This window comes from Streptomyces sp. NPDC053079 (genome assembly GCF_044546695.1).
Lineage (GTDB): Bacteria > Actinomycetota > Actinomycetes > Streptomycetales > Streptomycetaceae > Streptomyces.
Genome location: NZ_JBITZJ010000005.1, coordinates 320,137 through 344,635, shown reverse-complemented (window position 1 = coordinate 344,635; position 24,499 = coordinate 320,137). Strand labels below are relative to the sequence as shown.

The following is a 24,499-nucleotide window of genomic DNA, read 5'->3' as shown; positions in this document are numbered from 1 at the left end:
CGTCCGGCAACCGAAGACCCTCCTGACGCGCAACCGGGGCACCGCAGTCTCGTAGCCGTCCCCGCCGCCGGCCTCAGGAGTCCCCCTCGTGCTGTCCCTGCCCCCGCGTAGCGTCGCCCTCGTTCTCGGCACCCGCCCCGAGCTCGTCAAGCTGACCGACCTCGTGCGCCTCCTGGGCCCCGCCGCCCACCTGGTCCACACCGGGCAGCACTACGACGAGGAGCTGTCGGGCCGCTTCCTGACCGAGCTGGGCCTGCCGGAGCCGACGTTCCTGACCGGCGTGGGCGGGCAGCCGCGCGCCGTGCAGATCTCCGCCGCCCTCGCGCAGCTCGACGAGCTGTTCACGGCCGAGCCGCCGCTGGCCGTCGTCGTCCAGGGCGACACCAACGCCGCCCTCGCCGGCGCGCTGGCCGCCAACGCCCGCGGGATCCCCCTGCTGCACGTCGAGGCCGGGCTGCGCAGCCACGACCGCGACATGCCCGAGGAGCACAACCGCGTCCTCATCGACCGCATCGCCGACGTGCTGTGCGCCGCCACCGAGGACAACCGCGCCAACCTCCTCGCCGAGGGCATCGACGACGCCCGCATCGCCGTCACCGGCAACACCGTCGTCGAGGCCGTCCGCAACCAGCTCCCCGACGCGGCGGAGCGCACGGCGCTGCTGGCCCGGCACGCGCTGACCGCCGACGGCTATGTCCTGGCCACCGTGCACCGGCCCGAGAACACCGACTCGCCCGGGGCCCTGCGCGCCATCCTCACCGAGCTGGCCGCCCTGGCCACCGCCGACCGCCCGGTCGTCCTGCCGCTCCACCCGCGCACCCGCGCCCGCATCGAGGCCGCGGGCCTCACCGGCCTGCTGACCCCGCTGACGGTGACCGCTCCCCTGGGCTACTCCGAGTTCCTGGCCCTGGCCCGGCACGCCGCGCTGCTGATCTCCGACTCGGGCGGCATCCAGGAGGAGTGCACGGTCCTCGGCCGCCCGCTGGTGGTCGTCCGCCGCTCGACGGAGCGGCCGGAGGCCATGGGGGACTTCGCGGACCTGGTCGAGCCGGGGGCGCAGATCGGGCGGGTCGCCACCCGCCGCCTGGCGGAGGGCGCGGACGGTCTGCGGCGACTGGCCGCCCTGCCGAGTCCCTTCGGGGACGGGCTGGCGTCGGAGCGGATCGTGGCGCTGCTGGTCGCGATCGGCGCGCCGGAACAACTGGCGGCAGCGGCCTGAGCCTTCCCCCACCCCGCCCCTTCCCGTAACCGGGGGCTCAATGTGAGCCCGTCCGGCGATTGAGGACAAGAAACGGTGAAAGGGCGGGACCGGGGCCCCTTCCGCGACGCGCACCGCACCGCACCGCCCCCGTAAACGCACCCCCCCCCGGAGCCCCCACCCGCATGTTCTCCAGCCCCCTCCTCCTCGCCTTCCCCTTCTTCCTCCTCCTGTGCTTCCTGCTCTACTGGGCCGGCGCCCGCCACGCCTACACCCGCCGCCCCGAGGCCGGCCACGGCGACCCCGGCGCCTTCGACTGGCACTTCTTCGTCCCGTGCCGGGACGAAGAAGCCGTCGTCGGCACCACCGTGCGCCGGCTGCGCGCCGACCACCCGGGCGCGCACGTGTGGGTCATCGACGACGACAGCGAGGACCGCACCGGCGCCATCGTCGCCGCCCTGGCCGACGACGACCGCCGCGTCCACCTCGTGAGCCGTCGCCGCCCCCACGCCCGCCAGGGCAAGGGCGCCGCGCTCAACGCCGCGTACGACGAGCTGAACCAGTTCCTGTCCAAGGACGCCGACCGCGAGCGCGTCGTGGTGTGCGTCATCGACGCCGACGGCCAGCTCGACCCGCACGCCCTCCCCCGCGTCGCCGGCCCGCAGGGCTTCGGCGATCCGGAGATCGGCGGCGTCCAGGTCAGCGTCCGGATGCGCAACACCGACGACCCCCGCCCGCTCGGCGAGGACCGCGGCCGCATCGCCAACGCCTTCGCCCGTCTCCTCGTCCGGATGCAGGACATGGAGTTCTCCGTCTCCAACGCCGGCATGCAGCTGCTGCGCGGCCGCACCGGCTCCGTGGGCCTCGGCGGCAACGGCCAGTTCACCCGGCTGACCTCGCTGGACCGCATAGCCGCCGCCGAGCGCCGCCCCTGGCAGCGCGGCGCGCTGCTGGAGGACTACGAGCTGGGCCTGCACATGATCCTGGCCGGTGACCGCATAGCCCACATAGCCGACACCTGGGTCTCCCAGGAGGGCCTGCCGCACGGCCGCCGCTTCCTCACCCAGCGCACCCGCTGGGCCCAGGGCAACCTGCAGTGCGTGCGCTACGCGCCGCGCATCGTCTCCTCGCGCCACTACGGCGGCAAGGGCGTCCTGGAGACGCTCTACACCTTCCTCCAGCCCGTCGCCCACCTGGTCACCCTCGCGCTGTGCGCGATCATGTTCACCCTCCTCGGCCTGACGGCCGCTCAGGACGGCGTGGGCGAGGCGTTCGGCGGCATGCTGGCCCTGTGGCCACTGGTGCTCGCGCTGGGCGTCGTCTCCGTGCTGCCGTTCGTGCTGTGGGGCCCGCTCTACCGCCGTGACCGCGCCGCCGACCGGTCGATGCTGACCGCGCTGCTGTGGGGGCTGGCCCTGTGGCTGTACGCGTACCACCTCTTCCCCGCCTCGGCGCGCGGGTTCGTCCGGATGCTGCGCGGCCGCAACGGCTGGGCGAAGACCCGGCGCAACGCCGAGCGCGTGGAGTCCGGGCCGGTGGCCATCGAGGCCTGAGCCCCCCTCACGAGCCGCACGGGCCTCATGAGATCGGTCACAGAAGAGACCGACGAGGCAACTTTCCGTTCCCTTCCGTCATCTGACCGCCGGTGATATTTATGCCCGGAACGGTTCCGGGTGGCGGAACGGAGCGTTGTGCGGATACCACAACTGAGCAATCGGACGCATCTGCTGCTGCTCACCGCGTGGGCGGTGCTCTGGTTCGTGATCGTCGAGCCCAGCGGCGGCTTCTCCTGGCACTACCTGCGCACCGGCGGCGAGCTGATCTACGGATCCTCGGGCGACGGCGGGCTCAACCTCTACGCCCGCCACCCTGAGCTGCAGATGGGTCCCATCAGCTTCCTCGTGGCGGGCCTGTTCAACCCCTTCCCCGCCGAGGTCGGGCAAGTGCTGGCCGAGGCGTTCATGTCGGTGCTGGGCCTGGTGATCCTGGTCCTCGCCGGCCGCAGCGCCGCCCGGCACTTCCTGGGCACGGGCACGAACCACCAGCGGCTGCGGCAGCGCGTGCTCATCGCGGGCCTGGCCTTCATCCCCATGTGGATCGAGGTCGCGGTCCGCTTCGCGCATCTGGACGACGTCCTCGCGCTCTTCTTCACCGCCCTGGCGGTCTATTACCTGACGCGCTGCAATGCCGCCGCGACCGGCATCTGCATGGCCCTGGCCCTGGACTCCAAGCCCACCGCGCTGGCCTTCCTGCCGCTGCTGCTCGCCCTGCCCAAGGAGCGGTGGCTGCGCGCGGGCCTGTGGTGCGTGGGCCTGGTGGCGGTGGCCTGGCTGCCGTTCTTCGTCGTCGACCCGCAGTCCTTCGCCGCGGCGAAGTTCACCATTCCCAACAGCCCCGCCTCCGCGCTGCGCTGGCTGGGCGGCAACACCCCCGTGACCCCCGACTGGGCCCGGCCCGCCCAGGCCGCGCTCGGCCTCGCCCTCGGGACGATCGCCGTCTGGCGGGGCCGGTGGGCGGCGGTCGTGCTGCTGGGCGCCAACGCCCGCATCGTCCTCGACCCCAGCGTCTACACCTACTACACGGCGTCCGTGCTGCTGGGCACCCTGCTGTGGGACGTGTGCGGACAGCGGCGCCTGGTGCCGTGGTGGAGCTGGATCGCGCTGATCGTCCTCTACGGCAGCGTGTTCATGGTGCCCGACGAGTCGGCCAAGGGCCTGATCCGGCTCGGCTTCGTGGCCGTGTCGACGGCGTACGTGCTGTTCGCCCCCGTACGGGACCGGCGGGACCGCAACCAGCACAGGCCCCTCGACCGGGTGGAAGAGGGGCCTGTGGAAGGGCCGTGGGGTCCCATGTGGGACCCGGGTCGTACGAGGCCTTGGGCCGCTACTTCGCCGGCAGGGCGGCCAGCTGGGCGGTGATCCGCTCGATGTCGGCCTCGGCCGTCGCCAGGCGCGTGCGGATCTTCGCCACGGCCGCCTCGGCGGCCTTGGCGAGGAACGCCTCGTTGCCGAGCTTGGCCGTGGACTGCGCCTTGTCCTTCTCGGCAGCGGCCAGCGCCTTGGTCAGCCGCTTGCGCTCGGCCTCGACGTCGATCGTGCCGGACAGGTCGAGCGCCACGGTCGCGCCCGCGACCGGCAGCGAGGCGGTGGCGGCGAAGCCCTCGCCGGCCGGCTGGAGGCGCAGCAGCAGACGCATCGCGTCCTCGTGGGCGGCCAGCGCCGTGCCGGTCAGGTCCAGCTGGGCCGGGACCCGCTGGCCCGGCTGCAGGCCCTGGTCGGAGCGGAAGCGGCGGACCTCGGTGACGACCTGCTGGACCGTCGCGATCTCCTGCTCGGCCGCGGCGTCACGGAAGCCGCTGTCGGCCGGCCAGTCGGCGATGACCACGGACTCGCGGCCGGTGAGCGCGGTCCACAAGGTCTCGGTGACGAACGGGACGACCGGGTGCAGCAGGCGCAGCGTGACGTCCAGGACCTCGCCCAGCACCCGGCGCGAGGCCTCGGCCTCGGGGCCGCCCTTGGCGAAGGTGGCCTTGGACAGCTCGACGTACCAGTCGAAGACCTCGTCCCACGCGAAGTGGAACAGCGTGTCGGAGAGCTTCGCGAACTGGTAGTCGTCGTAGTACGCGTCCACCTCGGCGACGACCGAGTTGAGCCGGGAGAGGATCCACCGGTCGGTGGCGGACAGCTGCTCGGCGGGCGGCAGCTCGCCCTCGACCGTCGCGCCGTTCATGAGCGCGAAGCGCGTCGCGTTCCAGATCTTGTTGGCGAAGTTCCGCGAGCCCTGGACCCAGTCCTCGCCGATCGGCACGTCCACGCCGGGGTTGGCGCCGCGGGCGAGGGTGAAGCGGACGGCGTCGGAGCCGTACTTGTCCATCCAGTCCAGCGGGTTGACGGCGTTGCCGAAGGACTTCGACATCTTCTTGCCGAACTGGTCGCGGACCATGCCGTGCAGGGCGATGGTGTGGAACGGCGGGGTGCCGTCCATCGCGTACATGCCGAACATCATCATCCGGACGACCCAGAAGAAGAGGATGTCGTAGCCGGTGACGAGGACGGAGTTCGGGTAGAACTTCGCGACGCTGTCGGTCTTCTCGGGCCAGCCGAGCGTGGAGAAGGGCCACAGGCCGGAGGAGAACCAGGTGTCCAGGACGTCGGTCTCCTGGTGCCAGCCCTCGCCCGTGGGCGCCTCGTCGTCGGGTCCGACGCAGACCATCTCGCCGTTCGGCCCGTACCAGACCGGGATGCGGTGGCCCCACCACAGCTGGCGCGAGATGCACCAGTCGTGGAGGTTGTCGACCCAGCCGAAGTAGCGGGACTCCATCTCCTTGGGGTGGATGGCGACGTCGCCGTCACGGACCGCCTTGCTGGCGGCCTCGGCCAGCGGGCCGACCTTGACCCACCACTGCATCGACAGGCGCGGCTCGATGGTCGTCTTGCAGCGGGAGCAGTGGCCGACGGAGTGCTCGTAGGGGCGCTTCTCGGCGACGATGCGGCCCTCGGCGCGCAGGGCGCCGACGATGGTGCTGCGGGCCTCCAGCCGGTCCAGGCCCTGGAAGGGGCCGTGGACGGTGATGACCGCGTGCTCGTCCATGACGGTGATGGACGGCAGGTCGTGCCGCTGGCCGATCTCGAAGTCGTTGGGGTCGTGGGCCGGGGTGACCTTGACGGCGCCCGTGCCGAACTCCGGGTCGACGTGCTCGTCGGCGACGACCGGGATGCGGCGGCCGGTGAGCGGCAGCTCGATCTCGGTGCCGACCAGGTGCTTGTACCGCTCGTCCTCGGGGTGGACGGCCACGGCGGTGTCGCCGAGCATCGTCTCGGCGCGGGTGGTGGCCACCACGATGGAGGCGTCGCCCTCGCCGTACCGGATGGAGACGAGCTCGCCCTCGTCGTTCTGGTACTCCACCTCGATGTCGGAGATGGCGGTCAGACAGCGCGGGCACCAGTTGATGATGCGCTCGGCGCGGTAGATCAGCTCGTCGTCGTAGAGCTTCTTGAAGATCGTCTGGACGGCCTTGGAGAGGCCCTCGTCCATGGTGAACCGCTCGCGGCTCCAGGCCACGCCGTCGCCCAGACGACGCATCTGGCCGGAGATCTGGCCACCGGATTCGGCCTTCCACTGCCACACGCGCTCGACGAACGCCTCGCGGCCGAGGTCGTGGCGGGACTTGCCCTCCTTGGCCAGCTCGCGCTCGACCACGTTCTGCGTGGCGATGCCGGCATGGTCCATGCCGGGCTGCCACAGCACCTCGTAGCCCTGCATCCGCTTGCGGCGGGTGAGGGCGTCGATCAGCGTGTGCTCGAAGGCGTGGCCCAGGTGGAGCGAGCCGGTGACGTTCGGCGGCGGGATGACGATCGTGTACGGCTCTTTGTCGCTCGTCGCATCGGCCTCGAAGTAGCCCCGCTCTACCCAGCGCTCGTACAGCGGCCCCTCTACCTCGGCCGGCGCGTACTGGGTCGGCAGTTCGGGGGTGCTGTCGTTCGGCCCGCTGTCGGGGCGCTGAGTGTTATCGGTCACGGACGGAATTCTACGGGGCGGGGGTGACAGCTCACGAACCCGTTTCCGCCCCGGGACAAGGCGCGAACATGTCATCCGAAAGGATGGTCTCGAATTCGATCTCCGTGAGACGCAGAGGCAACGATGAGCCAGCACCAGCCGGGCCCGTACGGGGCGCCGCAGCAGCCGAACCCCTACGCGCAGCCGCCCGGGTACGGCTATCCGCAGCAGCCCCAGCAGCCGCAGCCGGGCGGCTGGGGCCCGGGCATGCCGCCCCCGTACCCGCCGCCGATCCCTCCCCAGGGCGGCGGCAAGGGCAAGGCGATCGGGATCGCGGTCGTCGCACTGGCCCTGGTGGGAGCGATCGTGGGCGGCGTCCTGGTCCTCGCGGGCGGCGACGGGGAGAAGAAGGCGAAGGCCGACTCCCCCACCGCACCCGCGAGCTCCTCGCCCAGCGCCTCCGCCTCGCCGTCGGCGACACCGGACGCGAAGCGCTACAAGCTCGTCACGCCCGACACGGTGGCGGGTGAGTACACGAGGGACACCGCCGACACCAGCACCGGATTCAGCTCCAGGGACCTGGCCCGTCTCACCCTCCTGGGCGTCACCAACCCGCAGAAGGCCACGGCCGTGTACAAGTCCGGCGAGGACAAGCGCGCCCAGAAGACCCTGCGGTTCACCGGCGCCTGGGGCGATGACGTACGGAACCCCGAGGCGGTGGTGGACGGAATGTTCGAGGACGCGACGAAGGGCGCCAAGAACGACACCGACCCCTCCAAGATCCAATTCGAGGGCACCCCTGAGCGGATGTCCCCGGAGGGGATCGGCGACGCGGTGATGAAATGCCAGATGGGCAAGTACGCGGACACCGCTCTGCCCAGGCCCTTGCGGATGCCGCTGTGCATCTGGGCGGACAAGAGCACGGTCGGCACGGTGTTCGCCCTGGACACGGCGCTGATGGTGCAGGGCCAGGACCTCACCCTCGAAGAGGCCGCCAAGCGGGTGACGAAGCTGCGGCAGGACGTACGCGTAGAGGTCCGGTGAGGGCGTAGAAATCACCGAATAGGCCGAAGTCGGAGCGAAAACTCCGCAATGCCGCGCCCATCAAGATCAACAAATGGGTCTGGACGTCAACTGTTCCGAAACCGTTGCGGCCCCGGGGTAAAGCGTCGGTAAGGCGTCCGGAAGGATGGCGCAGAACTGACGCGAGAGTTCCCTCAGCGAAAGAGACGCAGACACCGATGAGCTTCAACCAGCCGGGCCCGTACGGCCAGCCTCCCCAGCCGCCGCAGGGCCCCAACCCCTACGGCCAGCCCGGCTACGGCTACCCCCAGCAGCCCCCCGCGGCCCCCGCCTACGGCCAGCAGCCCCCGCCGCCGCCGTACGGTGCCCCGCAGCAGCCCGCCCAGGGCGGCTGGGGCCAGCCCCAGGCCCCGGGCGGCTGGGGCCAGCAGCCGGGCATGCCGGGCCAGTACCCGCCGCCGATGCCGCCCCAGGGCGGCGGCAAGGGCAAGGCCATCGGGATCACGATCGGGGCGCTCGTGGTGGTGGGCGCGCTGGTGGGCGGTGCGGTGTTCTTCCTGGGCGGTGGGAGTGACGGCGATGTGAAGCCGTACACGATGGTGATGCCGGAGTCGCTGCTGGGCGGGAAGTTCACGAAGACGTCGGCGACGACGCCGGACAAGCAGCCCAAGAGCATCGCCGATGACGCGGAAGCCAAGGCGATGGGCATCGAGAACGGCACGTCCGTCGGCTCGAGTTACACCAACGCCGAGAAGCAGGCGCTTTCGGTCAGCGGTGCCTACGGCACGGTCGCCGATCCCACGAAGACGGTCGACTCGATGATCGCTTTGAGCGACAAGAAGCAGAAGGAGAACGCGGAGAAGTACAAGGCGACCATTGAGACGGTCACGCCTTGGACCGCGTTCTCGCCGAGCGGCTTCGACGGCGCGGTGTTGAAGTGCAGGACGCAGAAGATCACCAGCACCATCGGCAGCTTCTCCTCCTCGGCCGAGACCTCTGCCTGCATCTGGGGCGACAAGAGCGCACTGGGCGTCGTGCAACACCAGGTCAGCAAGAGCTCCGGCATGGCGGGGGCCGCCAGCGCCACGGGCAACGCCATGTCCGCCCAGGAACTTGCCGAAGCGACGGCCAAGATCCGCAACGAGGTCCGCAAGGAGAAGTAGCCATGAGCCACAACCAGCCGGGCCCGTACGGCCCGCCGCCAATACCGCCCCAGCAGCCGAACCCGTACAGCCAGGGCTTCGACCAGGGCTACCCCCAGCAGCCGGCGCCCGGCGGCTGGGGACAGCCCCAGGCCCCGGGGCCGTACGCCCAGTACCCGCCGCCGGTGCCGCCCCAGGGCGGCGGCAAGGGCAAGGCCATCGGAATCACGATCGGGGCGCTCGTGGTGGTGGGCGCCATCGTGGGCGGGGTCCTCTTCTTCACCGGTGGCAGCGACAGCGGCAGCGGCGGCGGTGGGGACGCCGGTGGCGACGGGGTACCCGCCAAGATGGCGCCCTACACGATCGAGATGCCGCAGACGCTACTGGACGGGAAGTACACCAAGAGCTCCACGTCCTCGAGCAAGGACTCCGAAGACCTCAGCAACGACGCGAAGGCCAAGGAGTTCGGCATCGCCAACGGGACCGGCAAGAAGGGTTCCTACACCAACAGCGAGAAGCAGCGGCTGAAGGTGACGGCGGTCTACGGCGACCTCGCCGACCCGGCGAAGACCGTGGACGCGTTGTTCGCCGACATGGAGAAGAGCCAGGCGAAGTACAAGGACCGCATCGAGACGGTGTCGGAGACCGCGGCGTACCGGCCTCTCGGCTTCGACGGTGTGTCCCTCAAGTGCAAGACGCAGCGCGTCAAGAGCTCGCTCAGCAGTTCGACGGCGACCGACGTGAGCACCTGCATCTGGGGCGACGCCAGCGCGATGGGCATCGTCGAGCACCGGGTCACGAAGGGCTCGGGAAGCTCGTCCGAAGCCACCGGCGAGGTCATGTCCGCCAAGGACCTCTCCGAGGCCACCGCCAAGGTCCGCAACGAGGTCCGCAAGCCGAAGTAGCCGGTAGAAGCGCTGCCGAGGGGCCATGGCAGGATTCGCGGGTTGTCCTCACCCGATCAGCCGAAGCCCTCAGGGGGACCCCGATGAGCCACCACCAGCCGGGCCCGTACGCCCAGCAGCCGCTGCCGCCCCAGCAGCCGAACCCCTGGGGTCAGCCGCAGGCGCAGCAAGGGCAGCCCGGCTACGGGTACCCGCAACAGCCCGGCCCGTACGGGGCGCCGCAGCAGCAGGCGCCGTACGGGTGGGGGCAGCAGCCGGGTGGGCCCGGCATGTACCCGCCGCCGGTGCCGCCGCAGGGCGGTGGCGCGGGCAAGGGCATCGCCATCGCGATCGGCGTCCTGGTGCTGGTGGGCGCCATCGCGGGCGGCGGCTTCCTGCTGCTGGCCAGCCGGGACGGGGGCGGCAGCAGCGCCAGGAGTTCGGTTCCGGACGACGGCAAGCGGTACAAGCTCACCACGCCCGACACCGTCGCGGGTGAGTTCAAGAAGGACACCGAGGACCCCGGCGAGGGCTTCGACTCCGGCGACATGGCCGAGCTCCGCGCGCTGGGGGTGGCCAACGCCGAGACCACCGGTGCCGACTACCAGGCCGGCGACGGCGAGAGCGGCCGGTACCTGCAGTTCAGCGGCGCCTGGGGAAAGGTCGCGAACCCCGAGCGGGTGGTGGACGGCTTCTTCGAGGCCAGCAAGAGGAAGCAGCGCGCCGAGGGCGGCGGAACCGTCGAACTCATCGGCACCCCGCAGAAGATGACCCCGGCGGGGCTGGACGACGCCGTGATGAAGTGCCAGAACGCCAAGTACGTGAACAGCAAGTTCAAGAACGGCATCACCATGCCGATCTGCTTCTGGGCCGACCGCAGCACCGTGGGCGTCACCATCCTCACCGACGCGTCCGCGGCCCTGGCCGGCAAGGACGTCCCGCTGAACGTCGCCGCCGACCTCACCGTGAAGGTCCGCACGGAGACCCGCGTCGAGATCCCGAAGCAGGCGAAGTGACCCAGCGGTAGCGGAAGAACACCCGGGAGCCACTCGAACGGGTGATCGCCCGCGAATGCCCGCACACGCCTCCGCCCTGCGGTCATAACGTCAGGCCATGGTCACTTCACACCACGAGGCGGCTCACCGGATCTTTCAGGAGGAACCTCATGCCGCGTACCTTCTTCCCCGGCCGTGGCACCCTCATCGAGCAGACATGGCTGGAGGGCAAGGCCGCGGGCCGGGCAGAGGAACGTGCACAGCAAGTGCTGATCGTGCTGGAGAAGCGAGGAATCACTACGCCGCCAGTGACCCGGGAGCGCATCGCGAGTTGCACCAGTCTCACCATCTTGGCCCGCTGGCTGGACCGCGCCTTCACCATCTCCGAGGTCGAAGAACTCTTCGCTGAGGAGAGCTGAGGCTCTCGCAGGTCCAGTCATAAGAGGGGGCGCCCGGCAGATGCCGGGCGCCCCCTCCTCGTATGCCTACGCGGCAAGCGCTACGCGCTCTTCTCGTGCCGCTCCCCCGGCTCGTTGCCGCGCGTGCGCGGCACCAGCGTCGGGTTGACGTTCGACTGGACGACGTCCGCCGTGATGACGACGCGGGCCACGTCCTTGCGGGACGGCACCTCGTACATCACCGACATCAGGACCTCTTCCATGATGGCGCGCAGGCCGCGCGCGCCGGTGCCGCGCAGGATCGCCTGGTCGGCGATGGCCTCGAGGGCCGGGCGGTCGAAGTCCAGCTCCACGCCGTCGAGTTCGAACAGCCGCTGGTACTGCTTCACCAGGGCGTTGCGCGGCTCGACGAGGATCTGGAGCAGCGCCTCGCGGTCGAGGTTGTGGACGGAGGTGATGACGGGGAGGCGGCCGATGAACTCCGGGATCATGCCGAACTTCACCAGGTCCTCCGGCATGACCTCCTGGAACTGGTCGCTGGCCTCGATCTCGCGCTTGGAGCGGATCGTGGCGCCGAAGCCGATGCCCTTCGCGCCGGCCCGGGACTCGATGATCTTCTCGAGGCCGGAGAAGGCGCCGCCCACGATGAACAGGACGTTCGTCGTGTCGATCTGGATGAATTCCTGGTGCGGGTGCTTGCGGCCGCCCTGGGGCGGGACGGAGGCCGTGGTGCCTTCGAGGATCTTGAGGAGGGCCTGCTGGACGCCCTCGCCCGACACGTCCCGTGTGATCGACGGATTTTCGCTCTTTCGGGCGACCTTGTCGATCTCATCGATGTAGATGATGCCGGTCTCGGCCTTCTTGACGTCGTAGTCGGCGGCCTGGATCAGCTTCAGCAGGATGTTCTCGACGTCCTCGCCGACATAGCCGGCTTCCGTCAGGGCCGTGGCGTCGGCGATGGCGAACGGGACGTTCAGCATGCGGGCCAGGGTCTGGGCGAGCAGCGTCTTGCCGGAGCCCGTGGGGCCGAGCAGCAGGATGTTGGACTTCGCCAGCTCGATGCCGTCGTCGCGGTTGTGGCCGCCGTTCTCGCCGGCCTGGACACGCTTGTAGTGGTTGTAGACGGCGACGGACAGGGCCTTCTTCGCGGCCTCCTGGCCGACGACGTAGCCCTCGAGGAACTCGTAGATCTCACGGGGCTTGGGAAGCTCCTCCCAGCGCACCTCGGAGGTCTCCGCGAGCTCTTCCTCGATGATCTCGTTGCAGAGGTCGATGCACTCGTCGCAGATGTACACACCAGGACCCGCGATGAGCTTCTTCACCTGCTTCTGGCTCTTGCCGCAGAACGAGCACTTGAGCAGGTCGCCGCCGTCACCGATGCGTGCCACGAGGTGCTTCCCCTTCGCCTGGGATCCGCCTTGCTCTGCGGACCCGGGTGCTTGCCTATCGACGGTACCTTGCCGGGCCCCCCGTGCGGGCCCCCCTTGGCCCTACTCGGCCAAGGGAGAGCCCGTCGTCGGCGGCACGGTGGCCGAGACCGGACCGGCCGGACGGACCGGCCGGGAGGGTCTGCCGGAGTGAACCGGCCGACCGGTGGGTGAGACCGGTCAGACCGTCACGGACGACTTGCGCGTCGAGACGATCTGGTCGACCAGACCGTATGCGAGCGCGTCCTCAGCGGTGAGGATCTTGTCGCGCTCGATGTCGTCGCGGATCTTCTCGATCGGCTGGGTGGAGTGCTTGGCCAGCATCTCCTCCAGCTGCGTGCGCATGCGCATGATCTCCTTGGCGGCGATCTCCAGGTCGGAGAGCTGCTCGCGGCCCGTCTGGCTGGAGGGCTGGTGGATCAGCACGCGGGCGTTGGGCAGGGCCATGCGCTTGCCGGGGGTACCGGCGGCGAGCAGGATCGCGGCGGCGGAGGCGGCCTGGCCCATGCAGACCGTCTGGATGTCCGGCTTCACGAACTGCATCGTGTCGTAGATGGCCGTGAGGGCCGTGAACGAGCCACCGGGGCTGTTGATGTAGATCGAGATGTCGCGGTCCGGGTCCATCGACTCCAGGCACAGCAGCTGCGCCATGACGTCGTTGGCCGAGGCGTCGTCGATCTGGACGCCGAGGAAGATCACGCGCTCTTCGAAGAGCTTCGCGTACGGGTCGTACTCGCGCACGCCCTGCGAGGTGCGCTCGACGAAGCGCGGCACGACGTAGCGGGCTTCAGCCTGGGGGCCGGTGTAGAGGCCGCTGGGCGACGAGATGTTCATGCGGGTGTTCACCATCCTGATGGCGGTCGGTGGGCTGGAATACGGCTGTCGGCGGTCCGGCAGGGGGCGTCAGGCGCCCGTGCCGCCGCCGCCCGGAACACCAGCGGCGTGCGTGATGATCTCGTCGATGATCCCGTACTCCTTGGCCTCCTCGGCGGTGAACCAGCGGTCGCGGTCACCGTCGCGGATGATCGTCTCCACGGTCTGGCCGGTGTGCGCGGCGGTGATCTCCGCCATGCGCTTCTTGGTGCGGAGCAGCTGCTCGGCCTGGATCTTGATGTCCGTGGCGGTGCCGCCGAGGCCCGCGGAGCCCTGGTGCATGAGGATGTCGGTGTTGGGCAGCGCGAATCGCTTGCCGGCGGTGCCGCCGGTCAGCAGGAACTGGCCCATGGAGGCGGCGAGGCCCATGCCGATGGTGACCACGTCGTTCGGGATGTACTGCATGGTGTCGTAAACCGCCATGCCGGCCGTCACCGAACCGCCGGGGCTGTTGATGTAGAGGTAGATGTCCTTGGTCGGGTCCGCGGCCAGGAGGAGCATCTGCGCCGTGATCTTGTTGGCGATGTCGTCGTCGACCTGCTGACCCAGGAAGATGATCCGCTCCCCGAGCAGCCGGTTGTAGACCTGGTCGCCGAGGCCACCACCGATGGCGATCTCACCGGCGGCGGAAGGCATCAGATTAGTCACGTATCCACCTGCTCGTCTCTGACGGCAACGGGCCGTCTCCGCGTCTTCTCTGGGGACCGGGGGGTGGCGTGGCCGGAACGGTCCGGCGCGCTGCCATGTCTCCCCTGCCCTCGTATCTACGGACCCTAACGCGCTGGTCGGCAGGCGCCATCCCGCATCAGTAACTGTTCGCTCTGAGCGCAGGTTCGGCCACTGCGCACAACGGCCCCGCAGGGAACAGGACGGGCCCGGCCGCGGGCCCCGCCGGATGGCGGGGGCTCACGTCCGGGCCCGTCCTGAACACGCTCGGTACGGGATCCGTACGAGGCCCGTACGGGACCCTTACGGGTCCGTACGGAGGACCTACGAGGGGAGCGGGGCTCAGGCCTCGGTCTTGTCCTCGGCGGCCTCGACCGTCTCGGCGGCGGCCTCGGTCTCGTCCTCGTCCTCGAGGTCGACGACCTCACCGTTGGAGTCCTTGACCGTGGCGGCCTCGACGACGGTCGCGAGGGCCTTGCCGCGGGCGACCTCGCCGACGAGCATCGGGACCTGGCCCTGCTCGACGACGGCCTGCGCGAACTGGTCGGGGCTCATGCCGGAGGACTGCGCACGGCGCATGAGGTGCTCGGTGAGCTCCTCCTGGCCGACGGAGACCTTCTCCTTGTTGACGATCTCGTCGAGGACGAACTGGGTCTTGATGCCCTTCTCGGCCTGCTCCTTGAGCTCGGCGTCGAACTCCTCGGCGGACTTGCCCTGCATCTCCAGGTACTTGTCCAGGGTCATGCCGATCTGGGCGAGCTGGTGGTTCTCGAGGTTGTGCTTACGAGTGTTGACCTCGTCCTCGAGCAGCTTCTCGGGCATCGGGACCTCGACGAGCTGCAGCAGCTCCTCGAGGACCTTCTCCTGGGCCTGGGTGGCCTGGTCGAACGTCTTCATCCGCTCGAGGCGCTTGCGGCTGTCCGCCTTGAGCTCCTCGAGGGTGTCGAACTCGCTCGCCATCTGGGCGAAGTCGTCGTCCAGCTCGGGCAGTTCACGGGCCTTGACGGACTTGACGTCGACCTTGATCTCGGCGTCCTTGCCCTCGGCGCTGCCGCCCTTGAGCTGCGAGGTGAAGGTGGCGGAGGCACCGGCCTCGAGGCCCTTGACGGCCTCGTCGATGCCGTCCAGCAGCTGGCCGGAACCGATGGTGTAGTCGACGTCGGACGCGACGCCGTCCTCCAGCACCTCGCCGTCGACCTTGGCCTCCAGGTCGACGGTGACGATGTCGCCCTCGGCGGCGGCGCGCTCGACGGGGGAGGTGGTCGCGAAGCGCTCACGCAGCTGCTCGACCGACTTCTCGACGTCCTCGTCGGTGACCTCGACCGCGTCGACGGTGACCTCGATGCCGGAGTAGTCCGGGATCTCGAGGGTCGGGCGGACGTCGACCTCGGCGGTGAAGGCCAGCAGCTCGCCGTCCTTCAGCTCGGTGATGTCGACCTCGGGCTGACCCAGCGGGTTCAGGTCGGCCTCGTTGACCGCCTCGGTGTAGAACTTCGGAAGCGCGTCGTTGACGGCCTCCTCCAGCACGGCACCACGGCCGAAGCGCTGGTCGATGACGCGCGCGGGGATCTTGCCCGAGCGGAAGCCCTTCACCGTGACCTGCTGGTTGATCTTCTTGTACGCCGCGTCGAGGCTGGCCTTGAGCTCCTCGAAGGGCACCTCGACAGTGAGCCGAACCCGAGTCGGGTTCAGGGTCTCCACGGCGCTCTTCACGGTTCGGTCTCCTTGGGGCTGACTTCTGGGTTTCTGCTGCTCAGCGGGTGCTGATGTTCAGCGGACCGCGCCCGGTAGGAAGACACACAGACGCGCAGCTTGCATAGTAACCGCAAGCAGGATGGGCCCCACAATGTGATCTTGCTGGTCGGGGTGGCCGGATTCGAACCGACGACCTTCCGCTCCCAAAGCGGACGCGCTACCAAGCTGCGCCACACCCCGTCGGTGCGAGACGTAGGGTACATGCCCGGGAGGGCGTCGGTTGCCGCATTCGGGGCACTGGCACCCGGCCGTCGGTGGCGCGGTCCGCCCGCACCGCGGGGGTGATGTGCGACGCACCACCCCGACCCGCTACGATGCACAACGTGCCGCACCACTTCCGGGTGTTCGACGGCGCACGCGGGCGTAGCTCAATGGTAGAGCCCCAGTCTTCCAAACTGGCTACGCGGGTTCGATTCCCGTCGCCCGCTCCACCGCAACGCCTCCGGCCTTCGCCGGAGGCGTTCTGCGTTGTCCGGGAGACATCAGAGCTTGATGTTGCTTATCGTCTCCGCGAGCGAGTTCAGGAACCTCGTGATGGACGGCGCCATGCCCGTGGAGGCGAGGAAGAACCCGAAGAGGATGGCGACGATCGCCGGGCCCGCCTTGATGTTGTTGCTACGGATCATCACCACCAGGACGATGGCCAAGAGCAGCACCACGGACAGTGAAACGACCACGACTGATCACACCTTCGCTCGGAAACGCCTGGCCGGGCCCGGGAGCCATGCCCTTCCGCACGCCCCCCACTCGCAACCATCGTGCCACCAACTCGCCTTCCTGGGGGATGCCGTGACGATTCATCGGGGTATTACCAGGGGTTCTTGACGGAGGGTTCCGGCCGGAATCCACGCGGACGGAGCAGTTGTCGGACCGGTCGGCGACCCGGGGACGGGGGTTCCACGAGATCACCCACCGGGCTAGGGTGCCTCGGATGTCCCCCACAGCCACCCCTGCCACGGTGGTCACAGCGCCCGGCCCGGCCACGGCCGGCGCCACCGCCCCCACGGGGCGCGACCCCTTCTTCGACAACGCGAAGTACCTGGCGATCGTGCTGGTCGCCCTCGGTCACGCGTGGCAGCCGCTCACCTACACCAGCCGTACGGCGACAGCGCTGTACTACACGGTCTACGCCTTCCACATGCCGGCGTTCATCCTCATATCCGGCTACTTCTCCCGTAGCTTCGATCTGAGTCCCGCCAAGGTCAAACGTCTGGTCACGGGCGTCGTCGTGCCGTACGTGGTCTTCGAGGTCGCCTACACGTACTTCCAGCACTGGGCGGAGGACGATGCTCCGCCGGAGTCGATCTCGCTGACCAACCCCTGGTACCTGAACTGGTTCCTGGCGGCGCTGTTCGTCTGGCGGCTGACCACGCCCATCTGGAAGGCGATCCGCTGGCCGGTGCCGGTCGCCCTGGTGATCGCCGTCCTGGCCGCGGTCTCCCCCGACATCGGCAGCGACTTCGACCTGCAGCGGGTGCTGCAGTTCCTGCCCTTCTTCGTGATCGGTCTGCACCTGGAGCGCCACCACTTCGACCTGGTGCGGCGGCGCTGGCTGCGCGTCGCCGCGGTGCCGGTCTTCGCCACGGTGGTCGCGGTGAACTACTGGCAGCCGCCGCAGCTGAACACCGAGTGGTTCTTCCACAACGACAGCGCCCAGGGCCTGCACGAGCCGGCCTGGACCGCCCCGGTCGCCCTCCTCGCCCTCTTCGCCTGCGCCGCCGTGCTCACGGCCTGCTTCCTGGCGTGGGTGCCGCGCCGCAGGATGTGGTTCACCGCGCTGGGCGGCGGGACCCTGTACGGGTTCCTGCTGCACGGCTTCCTGATCAAGCTGTCGCGGTGGTGGGAGTGGTACGACGCCGCCGAGTGGATCCGCCGGCCGGTGGGCGGGGTCGTGGTGACGGTGCTGGCGATCGGGATGATGACCGTGCTGTGCACCGCCCCCGTGCGGCGGGTGTTCCGCTGCGTGGTGGAGCCGCGGATGGACTGGGCGTTCCGCACCTCCGCCAAGTGAGGCGCGGGCCGTGCGCGCGGGGCCGTGGGCGGTCCCGCGCGCGGGGCCGTCAGCCGGCCGTTGCGGCGAAGTCCTCCCCGCCCGACCTCAGGTAGTGCATGAGGGTCTTCATGGCCTCCCAGCCCTCCGGGCCCTCGCCGTCGCCCAGCCCGTAGTAGTAGCCGGGCCGGGACGCCGGGCCGAGCCGCACCGGGGCCTCGCGGAGCGGCGTGCGGGACGCGTGGGCCTTGCCCACCTCCCGCACCTCCTCGGCGCCCAGGGCGAAGCCGACCGGCACCGGCGGCAGCTCCAGGCGGGGCGGGACGCTCAGGTCCCGGCCCGCCTCGCGCAGCTGGCACACCAGCGACGCCAGCCCGTGCCGGGTCACGAGCTCGTCCGCCAGGGCGGGCAGCTCCGCGAGGGGCACCTCCTCGCCCGGGCCGTAGCCCAGGGTGAGGGTGACGTCCTCCTCGACGCCCTTGGGAGTGCGGATGACCCGCAGGGTGGCGAAGGCCGGGCGGTCGGGGTGGCCGACGACCACGGTCCAGGTGGGCCGGGGGGCGCGCTCGTAGGCCAGGGCGGTCAGCTGCCGCCGCGACCACGGCACGTTCACCGGTTCGGCGGTGCTCCAGCCCGCCGGCGGGGCGCCGGTCAGCTTCCGCCAGACGGTCTCCAGGGCCCCGCCGAGGACGAGGTCGGCCTCGGGTGCGTGGACGGTGCGGAAGGAGACGATGAGCCGGCGGTCGTCGGTGGGCCGCAGGTCGGCGAAGGACTCGGCGACCGGGGTCTCGCCGCTCTCGTCGCGGTCGGGTACGAACGCGCCGTCCTCCCAGCGCAGCACCGCGCCGGACGTCCCGTCGTAGTAGCCGCACCGTTCGTCCTGGACGACCCAGCGCGTGGGCGCGTCGAGCACCGCGCGCAGGGCCGGGGAGATCCGGCAGTGGCCGGGGGTGACGATCTGCAGGCCGCGGTCGCTCTCCAGCGCGGCGCGCAGCGCCTCCGACAGCCAGCTGGTCATCGGGACGACCGGCCGGTCCTGCAGGACGATGGCCGTGCGCGGGGTGAGCATGTCGACCGCCGGCTGGGCGGCCGCGGGGGCCGGTACGGCGGTGATGCCGGAGGTGTCGACGGGGTGGGCGGGGTCGGTGGTGCCGGGGACGTCCGGCGGCCAGATCGTCCCGCCCAGCATCATGGTCAGGCGGGCCGCGAAGGCGCCGGCGAGCTCCTCGGCCTGGGGCACGGAGGTGGCGGCGCGGGCCTCGATCCACCAGGCCGTGCCGGAGGCCGGCTCGGCATCGGGGCCGAGCAGCCGGGCGGCCTCGCCCGGCACCTGGAGCAGCATGGGCGCCTCGATGGAGACGAGCGGCCGCCCCTCGGCGTTGCACAGCTGCACCACGGCCCCGTCGCCGAGGGTCCGCACCTGCAGGTCGGGGCCGCCGGAGAGGAGGCCCGCGAGCATGCTCACGGTGTCGGGCATCCGCTCGGTGAGCGCGATCACGTCTTTGGTCATCAGATGTCCTTGTCGCCGTCGTCCTCGGCCAGCGCCGTCTGGATCAGCCGTGTGGTCTCGCCCCGGCGCACGAGGGTGCCCCGGCCGGGCGGCTGGGCGCTGGCGTACACGCCGGGGAAGAGCTGGCCCTCCTGCCGGTCGCCGGTCATGACGACCGCGGTCGTACCGCTCTCGCGGAGCGTCATCAGGAACGGCTCGTACAGCGCCCGGGAGGAGCCCGCGACGCGTCGGGTGACGACGAAGTGCAGGCCGATGTCCTGTGCGGAGGGGATGAACGGCAGGAATGGCGCGAGCGGTTGCTGGCCGGCGGTGGTGAGGATGTCGTAGTCGTCGATGAGGATGACGATGCGCGGGCCCGAGTACCAGGTGCCGGACGCGAGGGCGTCCTGGGCGGCGAGGTCGTCGGGCATGCGCTTCTCGAGCTCGGTGGCGATGCCGGTGGCCAGGGCGCCGCAGAGCTTGGAGTTGTGGGCGTAGCCGCCGCGGTACTCCTCGGGCACCAGCTTGCGCAGGCCGCGGCGGGGGTCCATGACCGCGAAGACGATCTCCTCGTCGGAGTAGCGCTCCATGAGCCCCTGGGTGACCAGGCGCAGCAGGTTGGTCTTCCCGCACTCGCTGTCGCCGAGGATCATCAGGTGCTGGTCGCGCTTGAAGAGGTCGAGCAGGACGGGCGCGAGCGCCGTCTGGTCCACTCCGAGGGGCACCCGGTTGGGCTCGGCCGTCACCGACGGCAGGGAGGCGGCGGGGATGCGCGCGGGCAGCACCCGGACCCGCTGGGCGCCGTCGCCGGACCAGGCCGAGCGGATCACCATGGCCGCCTGTTCGACGGCCGGGCCCAGCTCGGTGGTGGAGGCGAGGGCGTCGATGCGGGGCAGCGCGGTCTGGGCGAAGAGCTTGCCGTCGGTCAGGACGCGGCCCTTCTCGTCCGGGCCCAGGGTCTCGGCGAGCTTGCGGTCGATGCTGGAGTCGCCGGGGTCGTTCAGGCGCAGCTCGACGCGGGTGCCGAACATGGCCTGGGTGGCGATGCGGACGTCGTTCCAGCGCAGCATGCCGGCCACGACGTGGATGCCGTAGCCGCCGCCGCGCTTGAGCAGGTCGGTGACCGCGTCCTCGATCTCCTCGAAGTCGTCGCGCAGGGCGCCGAAGCCGTCGATGATCAGCACGATCTCGGTGGAGGACAGCTCCGGCAGCCGGCCCTCGGCGCGCAGCTCGCGCAGGCGCTCGACGGAGTCGATGCCGTGCTCGCGGAAGAGCTCCTCGCGGGCGGCGAGCATGCCGCGGACCTCCTCGACGGTGCGGGCGGCGCGTTCGCGGTCGGCGCGGCCGGCGATGCCGCCGACGTGCGGGAGTCCGGCCAGGGCCGCGAGGCCGCCGCCGACGAGGTCGAGTCCGTAGATGCCGACCTCGCGCGGGGTGTGCGTCATGGCCAGGGAGAGGGCCAGGGTGCGCAGGAGGGTGGTCTTGCCGGACTGGGGGCCGCCGATGACGGCGGCGTGGCCGCCGGCGACGGTCAGGTCGAGGACCCACTGGCCCTGCCACTGCTTGGCCGGGTCGTCGAGGAGGCCGAGCGGCACCTTGAGCGGGCCGGGCCGTACGGCGAGCTGGAGGCCGCGCCCGCCGGCCTGGACGGGGCCGGCCGAGGCGTCCAGGGCGATGGCCTTGGGCAGCGGCGGCAGCCAGATGGCGCGGGTGGGGGCGGCGGCGCCGCGCAGCTGGTCGACGACGACGGACATGGTGGTGGGGCCGGGGTTGCGGTGGCGCATGGACGGTTCCGCGTCGCCGGCGGCCGTCTCGGGCTCTCCGAGGGTGTTGAAGTCCGGGTAGGGCAGGACGACGGGGCCGCCGTCCTCTTCGGTGGGCAGCGCGGGGCCGCGGTAGGGGCCGGAGACGAAGCTGGCCTTGAACCGCTCGTAGGCGCTGGTGTCGACCTTGAGGTAGCCGAAGCCGGGGATGGGCGGCAGGTGGAAGGCGTCGGTGGTGTCGAGGACGGTGCGGGACTCGTCGGCGGAGAAGGTGCGCAGGCCGAGCCGGTAGGAGAGGTAGGTGTCCAGGCCCTTGAGCTTGCCGCCCTCGATGCGCTGGCTGGAGAGCAGCAGGTGCACGCCGATGGAGCGGCCGATGCGGCCGATGGACAGGAACAGGTCGATGAAGTCGGGCTTGGCGGTGAGCAGCTCGCCGAACTCGTCGATGACCACGAAGAGGTGGGGCAGCGGGTCGAGGTCGGGGCGGGTCTCGCGCAGGGCGGCGTAGTGGCCGATGTCGGCGATGTTCCCGGCGTCCTTGAGGACCTGCTGGCGGCGCTGGACCTCGCCGGCGAGGGAGGAGTGGACGCGCTCGACGAGGCCGGCCTGGTTCTCGAGGTTGGTGATGACGCCGGCGACGTGCGGCAGGTCGGCGAAGGGAGCGAAGGTGGCGCCGCCCTTGTAGTCGACGAGGACCATGGCGAGGTCCTCCGGCGGGTGCGAGGCGACGAGCGCGAGCACCAGGGTGCGCAGGAGTTCGCTCTTGCCGGAGCCGGTGGCGCCGACGCACAGGCCGTGCGGGCCCATGCCGAGTTCGGAGGATTCCTTCAGGTCGAGCAGGACGGGTTCGCGGCTGTCGCTGACGCCGATGGGGACGCGCAGGAAGGCGCGTTCGCCGCGGGGCCGCCACAGATGGGCGACGTCGAGTGCGGCCGGGTCGTCGATGCCGAGCATTTCGGCGAAGTCGACGGGGCCGGACAGGGGTGCGTCGACGAGGGACTCGGCGGACAGGCGCAGGGGGGACAGCAGGCGGGCGAGTCCTTCGGCGCCGGCGGCGGTGGCGCGGTCGCTGGTGCCCTCGGAGGTGACGGGCTCGGCGGGGCGCAGGTCCTCGATGTGGACCCGGTCGCCGTCGACGGTGATGCGCAGCGAGACCTGGCCGGGTTCCTGGACGCGCTCGGCGACCAGGTGCAGCACGGTGACGCCCATGTCCCGCAGGGTCACGGCGTCGTCGGGGCGGGGCAGTTCGTGGGCGTCCTCGCCGTACTCGTCGCTGACGACCAGCAGCCGGCCGGCCATCTCGAGGGCGTCCTTGCCGGACAGGCCGCGGCGTACCTCGGCGGCGTAGGAGGCGCGGGCGCGCAGGTCGCGGCTCATCAGGCGGGCGAGCGGGGCCAGGGCGGGGGCGATGCGGCGGGCGCTGACGGGCCCGTCGTGCTCCTCGGGGTCGAGGGTGTGGGGCAGCCATTTGATCCAGGCCCAGTCGCCCATGCGGTCGCCGGGGCAGGCGAGGGCGAAGGCGACGTCGTCGGGGGCGTGGGCGACGGCGGCCTGGGTGAGCAGGGCGCGCACCACGCGCAGGACGCCCTCGCGGTCGCCGACGACGCTGACGTTGCCGGCCCGGTCGAGGGGGACGGTCAGGGGCAGGTCGGCAGCGGTGGAGAATCGATTCTTCAGCGCCCCGGCCTCGTTGAGCATGAACCGGTCGGGCGGGGTGAGGACGCTGCTGCCCTGCTCACCGATGGTCAGCTGCCGGGCGGGCATCCGGCCGGTGCCCACGCGGACGCGCAGGAAGTCGCCGTCCAGGCGGCGCCGCTCCCACAGCCGGGCCGGGTCGCGCACGAGGTCGTAGAGCGCCTCGGGCGGCGGGTCGAGCAGCCGGGCGGCCTCGCGGCGCTCGCGCTCCTCGGCGCCGAGCTCCTCGCGCAGCTCCTCGAGGTACTCCAGGTAGCGCTCGCGCTGCTGGCGCCGGGTGCGCTGGGCCTTGCCGCGCTGGGACAGCAGCATGCCGACCGAGCCGATGACGGTGACGACGAGGACGATCGCGCCGAGCCCGGCGAACTGGCTGTTGCGCACCACCGTCATCATCACGACGGAGCTCATCACGCCCGCGATGGGCATGAGGGTGTGCAGGGCGCCGCCCGTCTTGCCCTCGGGCAGGTTGGGCGGCGGCTCGACGGTGCGCGCCTCGGGGACCGGCAGCGGCCGGGTGGTACGGGCGGGGCGGTGGACTATGCGGGTGGTCATCGGGTGCTTCGCCTGCTCATGGCTCGGGTGAGGACGTCGGCGGCGAGCTCGGTGACGGCCTCGCGGGTGGCCTGGCCGAGCAGGTCGGTGTGGATCCGGCCGCCGGTGGCGAGGTGCCGGTCGTAAGGGAGGGTCAGCACCTTCACGCCGTCGACCCTGAGGTGTTCGCTCGCCGCGGTCACGTCAAGCGTCATATGGGGGGACGACGCGGCGACGAGCACCACGGTTCCCTCCAGCAACCGGGGCCTGCCCAGCGAGACCATCCAGTCCAGCACCGCGCGCGTGCTGGTGATGCCCTCGGCGGTGGCCGGGGTCACCAGCACCCGGGCCTGGGCCGCGGCCAGGGCCGTGCGGGAGAGTTCGCTGGGGAGGGTGTCGCAGTCGACGACGGTGATGCCGAAGTAGCGGCGCAGGGCGACCATCACCGAGCGGTACTCGTCGAGCTCCAGCCGGTTGCCGACCCGGCCCTGGCTGCCGGGCAGCAGCCAGCCCCGGTCGGGGAGCTGGACGAGATAGCCGACGACGTCGTTCAGCTGCATCGACGGATCGAGGATCCGGGCCAGGTCGCTGGTGGTCCAGCGCACCTTGGTGGCGCCGAGCCGGGCCGGGAGCGTGCCCAGCGCGGGGTCGGCCTCCAGCATCAGCACGGGGTCCTGGCGGTAGTGCGCGTATGTGCGGCCGAGCAGCGCGCTCACGGTCGTCTTGCCCGCGCCGCCGCGGATGCTGGTGACGACGATCTGACGGCCCGTGGTGAGCGGCTGCTGCAGCGCCTGGGCGACGCGGGTCGCCTCCTCCACCTCGCGGGTGGCGGAGGAGCCGACGAGGCGGCGCAGCGAGCGGGAGGTCCGCTTGGCGGCGGAGTCCCCGCTGAGCGGCTTGCCCTTGATCAGCTCCTCGGGGAGCGGGAGCTCCATGGTGACGGGCGTGGGCAGGGGCCGCGGGGCCGGTACGGGCCGGGGGTCGGCGACGGCCCCCGGGGCCGTGTCGGCCACCGGGGGTGCGGTCGCGGGCGGGGCGGCGGGGGCGGGAGCGTCCTGCTCGCCCGCCCCCTTCGCCTCGTCCGTCTCGTGCTTGAGGCTGTCCGTCACGCCGCGCAGGTTGCGCAGCACGTCGCCCTGCCAGTCGTCCTGGGCCATGCGTCTCTCCTGGAACT

Annotated in this window: 18 protein-coding genes and 2 tRNA genes; 10 read left to right on the top strand and 10 right to left on the bottom strand. The window is 70.9% G+C overall.

Annotation, left to right across the window (positions count from 1 at the left end):
• Window positions 1-88 precede the first annotated feature (88 nt).
• From wecB to ACIGXW_RS20510, 3 genes are all read left to right on the top strand, one after another.
• Window positions 89-1,219 (top strand): non-hydrolyzing UDP-N-acetylglucosamine 2-epimerase, encoded by a 1,131-nt coding sequence (gene wecB / locus ACIGXW_RS20520; protein ID WP_399574313.1) that lies wholly within the window; start codon window positions 89-91, stop codon window positions 1,217-1,219.
• Between the two features lie 164 nt (window positions 1,220-1,383).
• Window positions 1,384-2,751: a glycosyltransferase gene (locus tag ACIGXW_RS20515; RefSeq protein ID WP_071963351.1), complete on the top strand. Its 1,368-nt coding sequence runs from the start codon at window positions 1,384-1,386 to the stop codon at window positions 2,749-2,751.
• Window positions 2,752-2,889: 138 nt separating this feature from the next.
• Entirely contained in the window at window positions 2,890-4,116 is a 1,227-nt protein-coding gene (locus ACIGXW_RS20510; RefSeq protein ID WP_399574312.1) for a hypothetical protein, read from the top strand.
• Here ACIGXW_RS20510 and ACIGXW_RS20505 read toward each other — a convergent pair.
• Window positions 4,082-6,715, bottom strand: a complete 2,634-nt coding sequence (locus ACIGXW_RS20505) for a valine--tRNA ligase (RefSeq protein WP_399574310.1) — start codon at window positions 6,713-6,715, stop codon at window positions 4,082-4,084. The genes ACIGXW_RS20510 and ACIGXW_RS20505 overlap by 35 nt on opposite strands.
• Before the next feature lie 123 nt (window positions 6,716-6,838).
• Between ACIGXW_RS20505 and ACIGXW_RS20500 the strand changes: the two genes are divergently transcribed.
• The 5 genes from ACIGXW_RS20500 (at window position 6,839) to ACIGXW_RS20480 (ending at window position 11,157) form a co-directional block, all read left to right on the top strand.
• Window positions 6,839-7,738 carry a hypothetical protein gene (locus tag ACIGXW_RS20500; RefSeq protein ID WP_399574309.1) on the top strand — a complete coding sequence of 300 codons (900 nt, stop codon included), beginning with the start codon at window positions 6,839-6,841 and terminating at the stop codon, window positions 7,736-7,738.
• A 197-nt stretch (window positions 7,739-7,935) separates the two neighbouring features.
• Window positions 7,936-8,880 carry a hypothetical protein gene (locus ACIGXW_RS20495; protein ID WP_399574308.1) on the top strand — a complete coding sequence of 315 codons (945 nt, stop codon included), beginning with the start codon at window positions 7,936-7,938 and terminating at the stop codon, window positions 8,878-8,880.
• A 2-nt stretch (window positions 8,881-8,882) separates the two neighbouring features.
• The gene (locus ACIGXW_RS20490) at window positions 8,883-9,764 is read left to right on the top strand and encodes a hypothetical protein (protein ID WP_399574307.1); all 882 of its coding nucleotides are present in this window, start codon (window positions 8,883-8,885) and stop codon (window positions 9,762-9,764) included.
• An 83-nt stretch (window positions 9,765-9,847) separates the two neighbouring features.
• Window positions 9,848-10,759, top strand: a complete 912-nt coding sequence (locus ACIGXW_RS20485) for a hypothetical protein (RefSeq protein ID WP_399574306.1) — start codon at window positions 9,848-9,850, stop codon at window positions 10,757-10,759.
• A 149-nt stretch (window positions 10,760-10,908) separates the two neighbouring features.
• The gene (locus ACIGXW_RS20480) at window positions 10,909-11,157 is read left to right on the top strand and encodes a hypothetical protein (RefSeq protein ID WP_399574304.1); all 249 of its coding nucleotides are present in this window, start codon (window positions 10,909-10,911) and stop codon (window positions 11,155-11,157) included.
• Window positions 11,158-11,237: 80 nt separating this feature from the next.
• On the opposite strand, the gene clpX is transcribed toward ACIGXW_RS20480, so the two are convergent.
• The 5 genes from clpX to ACIGXW_RS20455 form a co-directional block, all read right to left on the bottom strand.
• On the bottom strand, window positions 11,238-12,524 hold the full coding sequence (gene clpX / locus ACIGXW_RS20475) for an ATP-dependent Clp protease ATP-binding subunit ClpX (protein ID WP_086566545.1): 1,287 nt from the start codon (window positions 12,522-12,524) through the stop codon (window positions 11,238-11,240).
• Between the two features lie 219 nt (window positions 12,525-12,743).
• Window positions 12,744-13,412 carry an ATP-dependent Clp protease proteolytic subunit gene (locus ACIGXW_RS20470; RefSeq protein WP_177337882.1) on the bottom strand — a complete coding sequence of 223 codons (669 nt, stop codon included), beginning with the start codon at window positions 13,410-13,412 and terminating at the stop codon, window positions 12,744-12,746.
• A 54-nt stretch (window positions 13,413-13,466) separates the two neighbouring features.
• Entirely contained in the window at window positions 13,467-14,072 is a 606-nt protein-coding gene (locus ACIGXW_RS20465; protein WP_071963360.1) for an ATP-dependent Clp protease proteolytic subunit, read from the bottom strand.
• Window positions 14,073-14,444: 372 nt separating this feature from the next.
• Window positions 14,445-15,815 carry a trigger factor gene (gene tig / locus ACIGXW_RS20460; protein ID WP_360909859.1) on the bottom strand — a complete coding sequence of 457 codons (1,371 nt, stop codon included), beginning with the start codon at window positions 15,813-15,815 and terminating at the stop codon, window positions 14,445-14,447.
• 145 nt (window positions 15,816-15,960) lie between these two features.
• Window positions 15,961-16,037: transfer RNA gene (locus ACIGXW_RS20455), tRNA-Pro, on the bottom strand.
• A 177-nt stretch (window positions 16,038-16,214) separates the two neighbouring features.
• On the opposite strand from ACIGXW_RS20455, the gene ACIGXW_RS20450 reads away from it, so the two are divergent.
• Window positions 16,215-16,288 (top strand) — tRNA-Gly (locus ACIGXW_RS20450).
• A gap of 51 nt (window positions 16,289-16,339) precedes the next feature.
• Here ACIGXW_RS20450 and ACIGXW_RS20445 read toward each other — a convergent pair.
• On the bottom strand, window positions 16,340-16,534 hold the full coding sequence (locus tag ACIGXW_RS20445) for a hypothetical protein (protein WP_071963363.1): 195 nt from the start codon (window positions 16,532-16,534) through the stop codon (window positions 16,340-16,342).
• Between the two features lie 254 nt (window positions 16,535-16,788).
• On the opposite strand from ACIGXW_RS20445, the gene ACIGXW_RS20440 reads away from it, so the two are divergent.
• Window positions 16,789-17,868, top strand: a complete 1,080-nt coding sequence (locus tag ACIGXW_RS20440; RefSeq protein WP_399574303.1) for an acyltransferase family protein — start codon at window positions 16,789-16,791, stop codon at window positions 17,866-17,868.
• 49 nt (window positions 17,869-17,917) lie between these two features.
• Here ACIGXW_RS20440 and ACIGXW_RS20435 read toward each other — a convergent pair whose 3' ends face one another.
• Genes ACIGXW_RS20435 through ACIGXW_RS20425 form a run of 3 tightly spaced genes read right to left on the bottom strand, consistent with a single transcriptional unit; the run spans window position 17,918 to window position 24,482 of the window.
• Window positions 17,918-19,357, bottom strand: coding sequence for a DUF6177 family protein (locus ACIGXW_RS20435; RefSeq protein ID WP_399574302.1), 1,440 nt, complete (start codon window positions 19,355-19,357; stop codon window positions 17,918-17,920).
• Window positions 19,357-23,346, bottom strand: coding sequence for a type VII secretion protein EccCa (gene eccCa / locus ACIGXW_RS20430; protein WP_399574301.1), 3,990 nt, complete (start codon window positions 23,344-23,346; stop codon window positions 19,357-19,359). Before eccCa ends, ACIGXW_RS20435 begins: the two co-directional genes overlap by 1 nt.
• A complete protein-coding gene (locus ACIGXW_RS20425) occupies window positions 23,343-24,482 on the bottom strand; it encodes a MinD/ParA family protein (RefSeq protein ID WP_399574300.1) in 1,140 nt (379 codons plus the stop codon). Before ACIGXW_RS20425 ends, eccCa begins: the two co-directional genes overlap by 4 nt.
• Window positions 24,483-24,499: the final 17 nt, after the last annotated feature.